The sequence below is a fragment of the Pseudomonas sp. GW822-FHT02D10 genome (assembly GCF_058802345.1).
Genome location: NZ_JBXAOB010000001.1, coordinates 272852 through 287492 on the forward strand (window position 1 = coordinate 272852; position 14641 = coordinate 287492).

Below are 14641 nucleotides of genomic sequence, written 5' to 3' on the forward strand. Positions count from 1 at the left end.
AAAGAGGGCTTTATGAAACAGCTGAAATCTCTCCTTCCAGCAGCGCTACTCATCCTCTGTGCCGGACTTCCGTCCGTCTCGAGCGCAGCCGATTTGACGATCTCGTGCGGTGCAGTGGGTGCCGAGTTACAACTCTGCAAGGAGGCTGTCGAGGCGTGGTCGAAACAGACTGGCAACAACGTCGAGGTGGTTTCCACGCCTAACTCGGCGACCGAGAGGTTGTCGTTCTACCAGCAGATCCTCAGTGCGCAGTCCACCGACATCGACATCATTCAAATCGATATGGTGTGGCCGGGGATGCTGGCCAAACATCTGATGGATCTGCGAGAGGTGCTTCCAGCCAACGCTACCCAAGGCTACTTCCAGGCACAGGTCGATAACGCCACGGTAAACGGACGGCTGGTGACGATGCCGTGGTTCACCGACTCGGGTCTGCTGTATTACCGCAAGGACTTGCTCGAGAAGTACAACAAGCAGGTTCCCCAGACGTGGGAGGAAATGACCGCTACCGCCAGGGATGTTCAACAGGCCGAACGCAACGCCGGTAACCCCAATGTGTGGGGTTACATATTTCAGGGACGCGCCTACGAGGGGCTGACCTGTAATGCGCTGGAGTGGATCAGCAGCCAACCGGAAGGCGGACTGGTCAATCCACGAGGAGACATCGTGGTCAACAGTCAGGCCTCAAGAGCTGCTTTGACCCTGGCGAAAAGCTGGGTGGGAGACATCTCCCCGCGTGGCGTGCTCAATTACACCGAGGAAGAAGGACGTGGCGTATTCCAGTCGGGAAATGCTCTGTTCATGCGTAACTGGCCTTATGTCTGGGCCCTGGTACAAAGCCAGGACAGCGCCGTAAAAGACAAGGTGGGGGTCGCTCCCCTGCCCCGAGGCGGCATGACCGGCACCCATGCATCCACCCTCGGTGGATGGGGTCTGGCGGTTTCGCGCTACAGCGCCCATCCAAAACTTGCCGCAGATCTGGTGAGCTACCTGACCAGTGCCCAACAGCAAAAACATCGTGCTCTGATAGGCGCCTATAACCCAGTTATCGAGTCGCTGTATCAGGATCCCGAACTGCTCGCGGCAATGCCTTACTACGGTCAGCTCCACAGCATTCTCAACGATGGGGTCATGCGCCCCGCCTCAATAACCGCCGATCGCTATCCACGGGTCTCCAATGCGTTCTTCGATCGAGTGCATGGCGTGCTGGCGGGTGAGTTGCCTGTCGATCAGGCGCTGGCCGAACTGGAAAGCGAACTCACGCGCATCAAACGCCGGAACTGGTAAGCCACAAGGAAGGAAATCACCATGTCTGTCTCTACTACCCATGCCTCCTGTGACGAGCTCCTGCTCACCAGGGAAACGCCCATACAGCGTCGCCGAGTACGCGCCGCCTGGCTGTTTCTGACACCAATGCTTCTGTGTCTGGCCCTGGTGGCGGCCTGGCCGCTACTGCGCACATTCTGGTTCAGTCTGACCGACGCCAACCTGGCGGACACGAGTGGCGGCTCCTTCGTAGGCTTGAGCAATTATCTGTTCCACGACGGTTCCAACTGGTCGGGCATTCTGGTCGATCCACAATGGTGGAACGCTGTGCGCAACACGTTGCATTTCACCGTGGTGTCGGTGGGACTGGAAATCGTGCTAGGGCTGCTGGTGGCGTTGCTGCTAAACATCAAGTTCACCGGCCGTTCCCTGGTGCGTGCGTTGATTCTGATTCCCTGGGCGATTCCTACTATTGTCTCGGCGAAGATCTGGTCATGGATGCTTAACGACCAGTTCGGCATCATCAATCATCTGATGCTGAGCCTCGGACTGATTGATGCTCCTCTGGCCTGGACGGCAGATGCGGATCTGTCGATGTGGGCGGTCATCATCGTCGACGTCTGGAAGACCGTACCTTTTGTCACGCTGCTGATGCTGGCTGCCTTGCAGATGTTGCCGAGCGATTGCTACGAAGCCGCCAGGGTCGATGGCATTCATCCGCTGAAAGTGTTCTGGCGTGTCACGCTTCCAATGTTAATGCCTGCATTGCTGGTAGCGGCGATCTTCCGCATCCTCGACTCCCTGCGCGTATTCGACGTTATCTATGTGCTGACCTCGAACTCTTCGAGCACCATGAGTATGTCGGTCTATGCCCGCCAGCACCTGGTGGAGTTCCAGGATGTTGGCTATGGCAGTGCGGCCTCGACTCTGCTGTTTCTGGTCGTTGCGGTGATCGCCATGCTTTATCTGTACCTCGGACGCCGTCAACTGGAGGTTCGCTCATGAGCCAGCGTCTACTCAAAAAAGCGCTATTGCGCCTCGGGTTCTGGTGTCTGATCGGGGTATTGCTGCTGTATGCGGTCTTCCCTTTCTACTACGCCATCGTGACTTCGCTAAAGCCGTCCAGTGCCTTGTTCGAGGTGAACTACTGGATCAAAAGTCCCGACTTCTCCAATTACGCGGCGGTACTCCACCAAGCCTCATTCCTGCGGGCTATCGCTAACTCGCTGGTGGTTGCGCTTTGCGTGGTGACGCTGGCGCTGTTCCTCAGCGTGACCGCCGCCTATGCCTTGGGCAAGGTGAAGTTCCGTGGACGTGGCACGGTATTAATGATGGTTCTAGGCGTGTCGATGTTTCCCCAGGTCGCTGTACTGTCGGGGCTGTTCGAAGTGATCCGCGCCTTGGGTCTGTACAACACGTCCTGGGCGTTGATCCTCAGCTACACGATTTTCACCCTGCCCTTCACCGTCTGGGTGCTGACCACGTTCATGGGGCAACTGCCCCATGAACTGGAAGAAGCGGCAATCATGGATGGCGCTTCGCCCTGGGTCACACTTACCCGTGTGCTGTTGCCACTGCTCCGGCCCGCACTGGTCACCACTGGCTTATTGGCCTTTATCGCAGCGTGGAACGAGTTCCTGTTTGCCCTGACCTTCACCCTCACAGACACGCAACGCACAGTGCCGGTCGCCATCGCCTTGATTTCCGGCGGGAGTCCCCATGAGCTGCCTTGGGGGCTGTTGATGGCCGCTTCGGTGCTGGTCACCGTCCCACTGGTAATTCTGGTGCTGATCTTCCAGCGCCGAATCGTTTCCGGTCTCACTGCCGGCGCGTTAAAGGGTTGATGCCCAACAAATACAAGGAACAGCATCGTGATCAAATTGAAGCTAGACAACGTGAACAAACAATTGGGCGGCGTGCGGATTCTTCGCGATGTTAGCCTGGAGATTGCTGCGGGTGAATTCGTGGTGTTCGTTGGCCCTTCGGGCTGCGGAAAGTCGACCCTGCTGCGACTGATCGCCGGACTGGATTCGATCTGCGGCGGCGACCTGCTGATCGATGGGCGACGGGTCAACGACCTGGAACCGCGCGAGCGTGGCGTCGGCATGGTGTTTCAGTCCTATGCGCTGTACCCGCACATGAGCGTCTACGACAACATCAGCTTTGGCCTCAAACTGGCCAAGACTGAAAAGAGCAGCCTGCGCGAGCGGGTGCTGAAAACCGCGCAAATCCTGCAATTGGACAAACTGCTGCAACGCAAGCCAAAAGAACTGTCTGGAGGGCAGCGTCAGCGTGTGGCCATGGGCAGAGCCATGGCGCGTGAACCGGACATTTTGTTGTTCGATGAGCCGCTCTCCAACCTGGATGCATCCTTGCGGGTGCAGATGCGCAACGAAATCGCCCGGCTGCATGCCCGACTGGGCTCGACCATGATCTACGTTACTCACGATCAGGTTGAAGCGATGACCCTGGCCGACAAAATTGTCGTGCTCAATGGCGGTCGCGTAGAGCAGGTCGGCTCACCGCGCGAACTTTATGAACGGCCAGCGAGCCGCTTTGTCGCCGGTTTTCTCGGTTCGCCCAGAATGAACTTTCTGGCGGCGCGCCTGCATGCCCCAGGCGAAACCAGCCTGGTCGATACCCCGGTTTTGGGTATGACCTCCCTGCCCTTCGACAGCTCAAACCTGGCGGCGGACACTCTGCTGAGCCTCGGGGTTCGCCCGGAGCATGTATCGCTCAAAGCGGCGGATGGAACCGTCGGCGTCATCGTGACCGGGGTCGAATACCTGGGCAGCGAAACCTATGTGCACCTCGATACCGGGCAGGACGATCCACTGATCTGTCGTTGTGAGGTCAACGCCGGATGGCAGGTCGGCGATCGGGTCGAGCTGCAGCTGGACATCGGTAATCTGCACCTGTTCGACGCCGACGGCACGGCCTTGAGGCGCCCCCCACAAGCCATTGAAACCCTGCCAGATGGAGTCTCTCTACGCTCGGTACGAGCAGGCGCCCTATGACCTTGTCCTTGAATTCCATGAGCGATCCAATGTCTTCTTCCCTTGACCTTGCGCAGCGTGCACTGAGTGACGGCCTGTCTCGCGTCATCCACGATTATCGACCCGGTTATCATATTGCTCCCCCGGCAGGCTGGATGAACGACCCTAACGGGGTGGTGTACTTTCGTGGCGAATATCACGTTTTCTATCAACATTACCCCTTCGAGGCGAAATGGGGCCCGATGTATTGGGGGCATGCCAAGAGTACCGATCTGGTTCATTGGCAGCATCTGCCCATTGCGCTGGCACCCGGCGATGACTTCGACCGTGACGGTTGTTTTTCCGGTAGCGCGGTGGTGTGTGGAGATACCCTGGCACTGATCTACACCGGGCACACCTGGCTGGGGGAAGCGGGTGACGAACGCTCGATCCGTCAAGTCCAGTGCCTGGCCACCAGTATCGACGGCATCCGCTTCGTCAAGCATGGCGCAGTCATCGAGACCGCTCCGCAAGACACGATCATGCACTTTCGTGACCCCAAGGTATGGAAGGAGGATGACTGTTGGTACCTGATTGCCGGCGCACGTCTGGGCGATATACCGCTGCTCCCGTTGTACCGTTCCACGGATCTGCACGCCTGGGAGTTCCTTGACTATGTGTCCGGCGGCAGCGATGGCGATGGCTATATGTGGGAATGCCCGGATCTGTTTCAACTGAACGGACGCGATGTACTGCTGTACTCCCCCCAAGGCATGCAACCCCAAGGTTACGAACGGCTCAACAAGTACCAGACTGGTTATCGAGTGGGCCGACTCGATAGCGAATGGCACTTCACTGGCGGGCCTTTTATCGAGCTGGATAACGGCCACGATTTCTATGCAGCGCAAACGCTACTGGCAGCCGATGGTCGGCGACTTTTGTGGGCGTGGCTCGACATGTGGGAAAGCCCGATGCCGAGCAAGGCCCATCACTGGTGCGGCATGCTCGGTTTGCCGCGCGAACTTGAACTACGCGCAGATCGCCTTTGCGTGTATCCGGCACGGGAGCTCACCGCTCTACGCAAGGCGCCATTGCCGGACACGCCCTGGTGGGATGAGTCGGGAACCCGGTGGGTGCCGGAAGTGAAAGGCGACATGCTCGAAATCCATGTGCATCTGGATTTGCTCGGCTGCACCGACGGCCACCTGGGAATCGCCTTGCGCTGCAGCGACGATGGCCATGAAGAAACCCTGCTCTACTACGATGCGTCGCTGCAGCGTCTGGTGCTTGACCGTAGTCGCTCGGGTGCGCAAGCCACAGGTCAGCGCAGCGTGTCGATAGACCCGACACAAGAGCGACTGGCACTGCGCGTGTTCCTCGATCGCTCGTCCATCGAGGTGTTCGACGAAAACGGGCGCTTCAGCCTAAGCAGTCGCCTCTACCCACAGCCCGGCAGTCTGGGTGTGAAGCTTCTTGCAAGCGGGAGTGGTGGGCGTGTCTCCATTCCCAGGGCATGGCCACTCGCCTCGGGATGGCTATGAACCGCGTCATTCGAGTCGCGAGAAGCGCAGGCCATGTGTCATGATTCGGCCTCAACCTGACCGGTTTCGCCTCGCATGACTTCAGTGAAAGACGTTGCACAGCTAGCCGGCGTGTCCCTGATGACGGTTTCTCGAGCGCTCAACAATCCGGAAAAATTGAGCCCCGAAACTTATCAACGGGTGCGTCGCGCCATTGACGAATTGCAATTCGTGCCGAGCCTATCGGCGCGAAGGATTCGCGGCGACAACCTCCAGACTCGAACCATCGGTGTGTTCGCGTTGGACACCGCGACAACACCGTTCGCCGTCGAGCTGCTGCTGTCCATCGAACAGACCGCGCAGCAAGCAGGCTGGAATGTATTTATCCTCAACCTGTTAAGCAACCCGCCCACCGACCAGAACATCGACCTGATGTTATCGCACCGTCCCGACGGGTTGATCTTCAGCGCCATGGGGTTGCGCCAGGTGTGCATTCCCGAGCGATTGAAGAGCACTCCCCTGGTACTCGCCAATTGCCTGGCGGATGACAGTCGGCTGGTCAGTTATGTGCCCGACGACGAAATGGGGCAGTACCGAGCCGTATATCACGCATTGAGTCAAGGCTATCGGCGCCCTCTGTTTATCAATCTTCCAAAACAGAGCCTGGCCTGGGGTCTGCGACAAAGAGGCATGCAGCGTGCCTGTCAGGCATTCGGGCTGTTGCCTGACGCACTCCTGCAATATGACCTTTCCGATCATGACGCCTATGGTGAAACCGCAGCCATCCTCGACCGGCACATCATTGATAGTCGTCCCCAATTCGACATTCTGATCTGTGGCAACGACCGTATTGCTTTTTGTGCCTATCAGGTGTTGTTGGGCCGCGGGCTGAAAATCCCCAATGATGTCGCCGTGCTCGGCTATGACAATATGATCGGTATTGCTGAACTGTTCATCCCACCGCTGACAACGGTACAACTGCCGTACTACGAGATCGGTCGCAGGGCTGCCCGGCACCTGATCGAAGCCCTCGACGTATCAGGAGCCCAGCCAGTTGATTGTCCATTGGTTGCCAGGGCATCGCTATAAAGGATTAGTTAATTCGGGGAAATCCGCGATCAATTATCCAGCCACCGGTAGCACTACAGGGGGCTAGCATTTTCTGTTGTATTTTGATCAAGAATCAGGTCTGGCCAAGGTATCGTTAGCCGATGCACATTACCCGAGCACCGGCTATTAGCCTATCGGTTTATCGCCGCTGACAGCCTGCTCTGGCAAAATTGGCGGCATGACTCCCTCGCCCAATCTCGACCAGATGACACCGGAACAGCTGCGCGCCTTGACCTGGTCGACGAACTTGTGTGAATCGGCCAGTGCACCCTGCGCATAGCGCACCACGTACTCGCCAAGCTCCGTGGGCGGCATGCTGCGAGGCAAGCGCTGGAACAGGGCAAAGCCGAACTGCTCCTCCAGGTCGCGCAGCATCTTGCTCAAGGCTGGTTGGCTAAGGTTCATCCGTATCGCGGTAGCGTGCATGTTGCGCGTGCGCGCCAGGGTGTCGATCAACACCAGGTGTTTGAAGCGCACCCAGTTGCAGAAGCTGGAATGGGTAATGTCCGACGGCATCGGGTCAGAGCCTCGTTAAAGATGGAATGCAGTGTCTGTCAGGTCATCCGCCCGAATAGACGAAGTCAAAGCTATTGCCCCCGCAAATACTGCAGCAGCGTATTCAACGCCACCGACCTTGGCCGCGAGCGCAAGGTCAGCAGGCCAATGTTGGCCATGGAGATCGGTAGCTCGACCGGCAGGATAGCGACCATGCCATAGCGCGCATAATGCTCGGCCACGTCATTGGGCACCACCGCGATCATGTCCGAAGTCTCGAGCATTGCGGTGGTCGCCAGGATTGAAGCGGTTTCAACAATGTCCAGCGACTGCACCAAACCGCCAGCCTGCAGGGCAGTTTCCACCCGGCGGCGCATGGGGCTGCCGATGGGGTGCAGAATCCAGGTCAAGGTGATCAAGTTGGCCAACTGCAAGGGCGAAGAGCCCGCCAACCTGCTCAAGCCCTTCAAGTTTGCCAAATGGCGCGCCCCCTCCGGACTAGTCAAGTTTGCTCGGCGACCATGTCTGCTTGAGAAAAAATGTGCCGAAGTTGTACAGCGTCGTCTCGCCCCACTCCAGTCGATAGAAGGCTTAGGCGGCGGTGAATCGCTAGCGATCGAATAAACATGGCTCTAGCCGTCTAAGCGTGCCCTAGCCAACCACCATCGCCATACACGATGGCAGGCTCGTGAATGCCTGATATACGACGCGTTTTCCCCCTCCTAATATCGGTCGCACATGAGCATTCGTTTGCCGACGGCCTTCTTCGGCACACGAGTTTCCAAAAATAATAAGTTGAGTCCCACGAGGTTTAACCATGAAAACTCTAGCGGCCGGATCTGCGGCCAGTGCCCCTGTAGTGGATGGAGCCGGTCAACTCACCGCCAACCAGTGTTACGTGACGTTGGGAGGTTCCTGGGCCGCCTGGCTGTTTGATGCGCTGGACGCGACGATCTTCGGTTTTGTCCTGCTGGCGATCGCCAAGACCTTCGCCGTTGGCCTGGGCGATGTGGTCTCCACGGTGGCCTGGTTTCTGCTGGCGACCGGGATTGGCGGTTTCTTCCTCGGTAATCTCTCCGACAAGATCGGCCGCAAGAAAACCATGATGTTGTCGGTGTTCGTCTACGGTAGCGGCACCTTGCTCTGTGCCTTTGCCGACAGCCTGTGGCAACTCAATGTATTCCGTTTTTGCGTCGGTATCGCCGTGGGTGGTTTGTGGTCCGCCGCTGCGGCGCTGGTGTCGGAGATCTGGCCTGCGGAAGGTCGTGCCAAGGCCTTTGCGGTGATGCAGACCGGTTGGTCGGGTGGTGGTCTGCTGGCGGCGATTTTCGCCTGGACGTTCCTCGACGGCGGCAACCCTGAATCCTGGCGAAACCTGTTCATCTACGCCTCAATCCCGGCCTATTTCACCCTGGTGTTCATCTGGCTGTTCGTCAAGGAGTCGCCGGTCTGGCTGGCCAACCGCGAATTCATGCGCACTAACGCCAGCAAAGGCCAGTTGATGGAAATCTTCCGTCCGCAGTACCTGAAGTTGACGCTGCTGGGCCTGAGCATTTCGGTACTGGGCATGTACGGCTACTGGATCATCACCACCTTCATGCCGGCCTACCTGCAGAACATTCTGAACGTGCGCATCGACCAGGCCCCGGTGTTTGTCATCTGGATCGGAATCGGCGCCACCATTGGCTATCTGGCCTACGGCTACCTGGCCGAAAGCCTCGGTCGTCGCTTGTCGTTCGCGATCTTCTTTGGCGGCATGGCAATCATGGTGCCGGTGTTTGCCTACTCGGCGACCTTGATGCCATTGACGGACGGCAAGCTGCTGTTCACCACTCAGAACGTCATCACCCTCGGTTCGCTGGCGGCGCTGCTGGGTTTTTTCACTGGTTATTTCAGCGGTTTCGGCGCCTGGTACTCGGAGTTGTTCCCGACCAGCATCCGCTCGACCGCCTCAGGTTTCTGCTTCAACTTCGGCCGGGTCGGCGCCATTGCCGGCATCAAGCTGGTACCGGTGCTGATCCCGCTCATCGGCTTCACCGCCACCATTTCTCTTGCCTCCGTTTCCTACGTCATCGCCGCCGTCATGGTGTTCACGTTGCAGGAAACCAAAGGCGTTCAACTCACCAGCGGCAACTGATCTGCATTCTTCAGAGGGAAACCCATGAAAAACTTTCGCATCGGCCAAATCGTACCCAGCTCCAACACCACGATGGAAACCGAAATCCCGGCCATGCTGACCTCGCGCTACGGGCTGTTTCCAGAAGAACATTTCACCTTTCATTCTTCACGTATGCGCATGATGCACGTCAGCCCCGAGGAGCTGAAAAAGATGGACATCGACAGTGACCGCTGCGCGCTGGAACTGAGCGACGCACGGGTCGATGTCATGGCCTACGCGTGCCTGGTGGCGATCATGTGCCAGGGCCCGGGCTATCACAAAGTCTCGCAAGAGCGCCTGGGCAAAACTGTGGCGTCCAACCGGTCGAACGCTCCGGTACTCAGCTCCGCCGGTGCGCTGATCGACAGCCTGCACATGCTCAACTACAAGAAAATCTCGATCATTACGCCGTACATGAAACCGCTGACCCAGCAGGTCATCGACTACATCGAGGCGGCCGGCATCGAAGTGGTCGATTCCATCAGCCTGGAGGTGTCCGACAACCTTGAAGTCGGTCGTCTGGACCCGATGAATCTGGTGGCCCACGCTGACAGGCTAAACATCGGGCAGGCCGATGGCGTGGTGCTGTCGTGCTGTGTGCAGATGCCTTCGCTGCCAGCGATTCAGGTGGTACAGGATCGCCTCGACAAACCGGTGCTGTCGGCGTCGGTCGCTACCGTGTACCAAATGCTGAAAATCCTCGGCCTCGAGGCCAAAGTACCGAACGCCGGCCACCTGTTGTCCGGGGCGTTCTGAGTCGATGCTTGAGGAGGTACTATGCTGGCCATTCAGATCAGTAAACCGGTACCTCACATGAAACTCGATCCGGTCTCTTTGCGACTCTTCGTCAGCGTCGTCGAAGAAGGCACCATTGCGGCCGCCGCCAAGCGCGAACACATCGCTGCGGCGGCGGTCAGCAAGCGGCTCAGCGAGCTGGAGGATCTGCTCGATTCGAAACTACTCCACCGCACCAACAAAGGCATTACGCCGACCGACGCTGGCTTGTCGCTGTTGTTCATGGCTCGCAGCGCCCTTAACAACCTCAACGAAATTGTCGTGCAGATGCGCGAATACTCCTACGGCCGTCGTGGCTCGGTGCAGGTCCTGGCCAACATCTCCGCGATCACCCAATTCCTGCCTGGTTTGATCAAGTCATTCATGCAGCTATACCCATTGATCAACATCAGTCTCGAAGAAAAGCAAAGTCTGGCCATCACCAAAGCGGTAGCCGAAAACCGCGCCGAAATCGGCATCTTCACGCGACTGCCGCATGGCGCCGACATCGAGGTCTTCCCGTTTCGCACTGATCAACTGGTGTTGCTGGTGCCCAACCGCGATCCACTGGCCGACCGCCAATCTGTCAAGTTCAGCGAAACCCTGGAACACGAATACATCGCTTTGCGCAGCGGCACTCACCTCAACTTTCAATTGATCAAGGCGGCTAACGACCTCGGGCGCTCGCTGAAAATACGAATGGAAGTGTCCAGTTACGACGCGCTGTGCCTGATGGTTCAGGCCGGATTGGGCATTGGCATCATGCCCGAGGGCAGTGCGGCGATTTACAAGATGGACGAAGCGACGGTGGTCAGACTGGATGAGCCGTGGGCGTACCGCGAACTCAGCGTGTGCGTCAGGTCACGAGAGTCGTTGTCCGTCGCTGCTAGATTATTCCTGGAGCACTTGCTTGAAAGGGAATAAGTAATGTCCTGAGTACCTGATCCAGCAAGCTATAAGCAGTCGTGAACGTTTAGGTGTTGAACAAATCGACCTTGCATCGAATTGACCCCAAAGTCCCACGTGACGAGCAGTTCGGCGCAATACAACAGCGGTTAGATGAGAGGGTTATACGTCTTCCGCTGTCCAGTGGCGCACAGGATCCTCCCCAATCAGTGTGCGGAGCCGTCTCGAAATGCTCTCTGTGCCGATGCGACCAAAGCGATGTCCTAGCTCACTACTGCATCAGGGCATGGTGATCGTGGGTGTGCCTTACACCTGTTCGGGATTGACCAATATGAACGAGATCACCGGCGGTACACCCTATGGTGCGACCACCCTGGAAGGAGCCGACGGAAGCCGGCAACCGTCACAGAATGAATTGGATATTGCGCGCTTCCGGGGCAAACACGTTGCTGAGCTTGCAATAAAGATCGCCGGTTGATCCAAAAGCTCGAACGCGCAACTTCGGTCTTGAAACGACCCGCCCTGAGTCGACTTTCTCACTGAGTCCCCTCTTCTCCTCATGCCAGGTTCTGCACTGAATCTGACATGAGGATCCTTCCGACGCTCACCTTGCGACGACTGAGCTTCTTTTCTTACTTTATCTTCGAATCCTGAAGGTTCAGCCCAATTTTTCTGACCCTGTGTCGGATTCGGCTAGAGACATTGCTCCATCAGTGGATCAGTCATTTCAATTTTACCCGGTTTATCCCGGATACGGATTGATCAATGATGGCTCCATCACCACTGAGGAGCCCCGCAATGAATTCTCTCTTTTCTCAAGTCCAGGTCGGTCGCTACACCCTTTCCAACCGCATGGTCATGGCCCCGATGACCCGCTCGCGTGCCGACGATGCCGGCGTGCCAAGCGAACTGGTTGCGACTTACTACGCTCAGCGCGCCAGCGCCGGCCTGATCATCAGTGAAGGCGTGTTCCCCGTTGCGCTTGGCAAGGGCTATGTCCGTACCCCAGGCATCGAAACCACCGAGCAGGTCGCCGCGTGGAAGCACGTCACCGAGGCTGTGCATGCTCGCGGCGGGCGGATTTTCATGCAGCTGATGCACTGCGGCCGCGTTTCTCACCCGTCGCTGCTGGCTGACGGTGCGCAACCGCAAGCGCCCTCGGCGATCAAGGCAGCAGGGCAGACCTGGACCGCCACCGGCCTGCAGGATTTCGTGACCCCACACGCCCTGAGCGTGACTGAGATTGCCGCGGTCATCGAGGGTTACCGCCAAGCGGCACGCCAGGCCATAGAAGCCGGGTTCGACGGCGTCGAACTGCACGCTGCCTCCGGGTATCTGCCAGAGCAGTTCCTGTCGACGGGCAGCAATCAGCGCGTTGACGAATATGGCGGTTCCGTTGAGAACCGTACCCGGTTCGTGCTGGAAGTTCTCAACGCCATGGCGAGCGAAGTCGGCAGCGACCGCGTGGGCATCAAGATTTCCCCTGAAATGAATTTCAACGATATCGTCGATGCCAGCCCAAGTGAAACCTACACCTACCTGGTCGAGCAGCTCCGTGGGCTCAACCTCGCCTACCTGCATGTCGCCTTGTTCGGCGCTACTGTCGACTACCACGCGCTGCTGCGCCCGCTGTTCGACGGCAGCTACCTGATCGGTGGTGGCCTGGATAAAGACTCCGCGACTGCGTTGATCGCTGAGGGCAAGGCCGACGCGGCGGTTTTTGGCGGCGCCTTCCTCGCCAACCCCGACCTGCCTGAGCGCTTGCGCACAGGCGCCGAGCTCAATGTTCCAAACAAGGACACGTTCTACGCACCGGGCGCGCAAGGGTATATCGACTACCCCGCTATCCCCTCTGCCCAACGCGTCTGAGGAACATAACCATGTTACCCATCGCACGTTTGCAGCGCATGAATCACGGCAGTCAGTTCCGGGCCTTCAGCCTGCGTGGAAATCAGTTCGCCAAGCCGATTGATCCATTCCTCGCAGTCGATCATGCCTGGATGAGTGGACCGACATTTGCGCCACACCCTCATGCGGGGTTTTCAGCGGTGTCCTACCTGTTTCTGGATTCCGAAACCGGGATTGATAACCGCGACTCGCAGGGCAACCGCAACCTGATTCAACCCGGTGGACTGCATTGGACGGCGGCGGGTAAAGGTGTCGTGCACGAGGAGGTGCCGGCCGAGCCGGGCAAGACGGTGCACATGCTGCAAATTTTCATCAACCTGCCGCAGGATCGCCAAGCGGACGCTCCGTTTGCGCTCAGTCTCGAAGCCCAGGATGTGCCTGTGGTGCGGTTACCAGGGGTCAAGGTTCGCGTACCACTGGGCAGTTTCGCCCAGGTGTCGTCGCCCTTGTCGGTGCCCACCGAAGTGAGCGTGCTGGACATCTCTCTCGAGGACGGCGCTGAAATCAGCGTCCCGATCCCCGAAGGTCATGTGGCGTTCGTGATGCCGATTGACGGCGAAGTGTTGGTCGATGGCCACCCCTTCAACCTTATCGAACCCACGCTGCCGGTGAATCTCCCGCAGCGTGACGATCGTGTGGTCAGGTTGAGCACACACAAGGGCAACGCCAAGGTCGTGCTGTTTTCTGGCGTCCCGTTGAATCAACCCGTGTATTGGCAAGGGCCGTTGGCGCTTGCCTCTCAACACGCGCTGGCCGAAGCCATTGACGGCTACCAGCGTGGTGCGTTCGGAAAGTTGTAACCGCGTTAAGTGATCAATGCTGTTTCAAACCTGGGGCGCCGACGCCCTACCCTTACTGCTCGGAGAATCATCATGACCTACGAAAAATTCAGTGCCGACAATGCCGCCCTGCTGCTGATCGACCACCAAGTCGGCACCATGGGCTGGGTGAAATCCATCCCCTTCGAAGAGCTGAAACGCAACGCACTGATGCTCGCCAAGACGGCCAGCATCTTGAAGCTTCCGGTGGTACTGACCTCCAGCATGGAGCAATACGCTCAGGGACCGCTGCTTAGTGAGCTGGAGCAGATCCTCCCCGCCGAATTCGCTTCACGCGTCCAGCGCCTGGGGATCGTCAATGCCATGGACGATGAAAACTTCGCCGCCGCCGTCAAAGCGACAGGCCGTAAAAAACTCATCATTGCCGGTGTCACCAACGACGTCTGCACGGTCTATCCGGCGCTGAGTCTGGTGCGCGACGGCTATGAAGTACAGGTGGTGGCCGATGGCGGCGGCTCACCGACCGTGATGGCCGATGACATCGCCCTGCGTCGGATGGATAAGGGCGGCGTGACGCTGACCACCACCAACCAGTTGATTGCTGAACTCGCGGGCAGCTGGGCGACGCCAGAAGGCGGGCAATTGGTACAGGTACTGATGGAAGCGCTGCAAGGTTAAGGACGTTTCTGGCTGGCAGGACCTCGAATTCCGGCTCTGCCAGCCTACGCCGCACAACCTTCTGTCAAATCG

At 58.2% G+C, this 14641-nt stretch carries 13 protein-coding genes and 2 pseudogenes; 13 read left to right on the plus strand and 2 right to left on the minus strand.

Annotated elements, in window-relative coordinates; all coding sequences use genetic code 11:
* The first annotated feature begins 12 nt into the window (after positions 1-12).
* The 6 genes from AC1RPZ_RS01265 (at position 13) to AC1RPZ_RS01290 (ending at position 6850) form a co-directional block, all read left to right on the plus strand.
* Positions 13-1287, plus strand: a complete 1275-nt coding sequence (locus AC1RPZ_RS01265; protein ID WP_493133993.1) for an ABC transporter substrate-binding protein — start codon at positions 13-15, stop codon at positions 1285-1287.
* Between the two features lie 21 nt (positions 1288-1308).
* Positions 1309-2271, plus strand: coding sequence for a carbohydrate ABC transporter permease (locus tag AC1RPZ_RS01270; protein ID WP_493133995.1), 963 nt, complete (start codon positions 1309-1311; stop codon positions 2269-2271).
* Complete coding sequence (locus tag AC1RPZ_RS01275; RefSeq protein WP_493133997.1) at positions 2268-3110, plus strand: carbohydrate ABC transporter permease; 843 nt, start codon at positions 2268-2270, stop codon at positions 3108-3110. Before AC1RPZ_RS01270 ends, AC1RPZ_RS01275 begins: the two co-directional genes overlap by 4 nt.
* Positions 3111-3137: 27 nt before the next feature.
* Positions 3138-4283 carry an ABC transporter ATP-binding protein gene (locus AC1RPZ_RS01280; RefSeq protein ID WP_493133999.1) on the plus strand — a complete coding sequence of 382 codons (1146 nt, stop codon included), beginning with the start codon at positions 3138-3140 and terminating at the stop codon, positions 4281-4283.
* Positions 4280-5782, plus strand: coding sequence for a glycoside hydrolase family 32 protein (locus AC1RPZ_RS01285; protein WP_493134001.1), 1503 nt, complete (start codon positions 4280-4282; stop codon positions 5780-5782). The genes AC1RPZ_RS01280 and AC1RPZ_RS01285 overlap by 4 nt, the downstream gene beginning before the upstream one ends.
* Positions 5783-5857: 75 nt before the next feature.
* Entirely contained in the window at positions 5858-6850 is a 993-nt protein-coding gene (locus AC1RPZ_RS01290; RefSeq protein ID WP_493134003.1) for a LacI family DNA-binding transcriptional regulator, read from the plus strand.
* 210 nt (positions 6851-7060) lie between these two features.
* On the opposite strand, the pseudogene AC1RPZ_RS01295 reads toward AC1RPZ_RS01290, so the two are convergent.
* Positions 7061-7387: pseudogene (locus AC1RPZ_RS01295) on the minus strand (LysR family transcriptional regulator); the annotation flags it as partial.
* A gap of 71 nt (positions 7388-7458) precedes the next feature.
* Complete coding sequence (locus AC1RPZ_RS01300) at positions 7459-7845, minus strand: LysR substrate-binding domain-containing protein (protein WP_493134005.1); 387 nt, start codon at positions 7843-7845, stop codon at positions 7459-7461.
* Between the two features lie 338 nt (positions 7846-8183).
* Here AC1RPZ_RS01300 and AC1RPZ_RS01305 point away from each other — a divergent pair, with 338 nt between their 5' ends.
* From AC1RPZ_RS01305 to AC1RPZ_RS01335, 7 genes and pseudogenes are all read left to right on the plus strand, one after another.
* Positions 8184-9503, plus strand: coding sequence for an MFS transporter (locus tag AC1RPZ_RS01305; protein ID WP_493134007.1), 1320 nt, complete (start codon positions 8184-8186; stop codon positions 9501-9503).
* Positions 9504-9527: 24 nt separating this feature from the next.
* Entirely contained in the window at positions 9528-10280 is a 753-nt protein-coding gene (locus tag AC1RPZ_RS01310; protein ID WP_493134010.1) for a maleate cis-trans isomerase family protein, read from the plus strand.
* Positions 10281-10301: 21 nt separating this feature from the next.
* Complete coding sequence (locus AC1RPZ_RS01315) at positions 10302-11222, plus strand: LysR family transcriptional regulator (RefSeq protein ID WP_493134012.1); 921 nt, start codon at positions 10302-10304, stop codon at positions 11220-11222.
* A gap of 247 nt (positions 11223-11469) precedes the next feature.
* Positions 11470-11682 (plus strand): annotated as a pseudogene (locus AC1RPZ_RS01320) (NAD(P)H:quinone oxidoreductase); the annotation flags it as partial.
* A 320-nt stretch (positions 11683-12002) separates the two neighbouring features.
* Positions 12003-13073, plus strand: coding sequence for an alkene reductase (locus tag AC1RPZ_RS01325; protein ID WP_493134014.1), 1071 nt, complete (start codon positions 12003-12005; stop codon positions 13071-13073).
* A gap of 11 nt (positions 13074-13084) precedes the next feature.
* Positions 13085-13912, plus strand: a complete 828-nt coding sequence (locus AC1RPZ_RS01330; protein ID WP_493134018.1) for a pirin family protein — start codon at positions 13085-13087, stop codon at positions 13910-13912.
* Between the two features lie 72 nt (positions 13913-13984).
* Positions 13985-14569 carry an isochorismatase family protein gene (locus AC1RPZ_RS01335; protein WP_493134020.1) on the plus strand — a complete coding sequence of 195 codons (585 nt, stop codon included), beginning with the start codon at positions 13985-13987 and terminating at the stop codon, positions 14567-14569.
* The last annotated feature ends 72 nt before the right edge of the window (positions 14570-14641 follow it).

Bases quoted from the DNA above. Each gene is read 5' to 3' on its own strand.
- AC1RPZ_RS01330 (WP_493134018.1), top strand. From the start codon at position 13,085: ATGTTACCCATCGCACGTTTGCAGCGCATGAATCACGGCAGTCAGTTC.
- AC1RPZ_RS01290 (WP_493134003.1), top strand. From the start codon at position 5,858: ATGACTTCAGTGAAAGACGTTGCACAGCTAGCCGGCGTGTCCCTGATG.
- AC1RPZ_RS01310 (WP_493134010.1), top strand. From the start codon at position 9,528: ATGAAAAACTTTCGCATCGGCCAAATCGTACCCAGCTCCAACACCACG.
- AC1RPZ_RS01285 (WP_493134001.1), top strand. From the start codon at position 4,280: ATGACCTTGTCCTTGAATTCCATGAGCGATCCAATGTCTTCTTCCCTT.
- AC1RPZ_RS01265 (WP_493133993.1), top strand. From the start codon at position 13: ATGAAACAGCTGAAATCTCTCCTTCCAGCAGCGCTACTCATCCTCTGT.
- AC1RPZ_RS01335 (WP_493134020.1), top strand. From the start codon at position 13,985: ATGACCTACGAAAAATTCAGTGCCGACAATGCCGCCCTGCTGCTGATC.
- AC1RPZ_RS01305 (WP_493134007.1), top strand. From the start codon at position 8,184: ATGAAAACTCTAGCGGCCGGATCTGCGGCCAGTGCCCCTGTAGTGGAT.
- AC1RPZ_RS01325 (WP_493134014.1), top strand. From the start codon at position 12,003: ATGAATTCTCTCTTTTCTCAAGTCCAGGTCGGTCGCTACACCCTTTCC.
- AC1RPZ_RS01315 (WP_493134012.1), top strand. From the start codon at position 10,302: ATGCTGGCCATTCAGATCAGTAAACCGGTACCTCACATGAAACTCGAT.
- AC1RPZ_RS01270 (WP_493133995.1), top strand. From the start codon at position 1,309: ATGTCTGTCTCTACTACCCATGCCTCCTGTGACGAGCTCCTGCTCACC.
- AC1RPZ_RS01275 (WP_493133997.1), top strand. From the start codon at position 2,268: ATGAGCCAGCGTCTACTCAAAAAAGCGCTATTGCGCCTCGGGTTCTGG.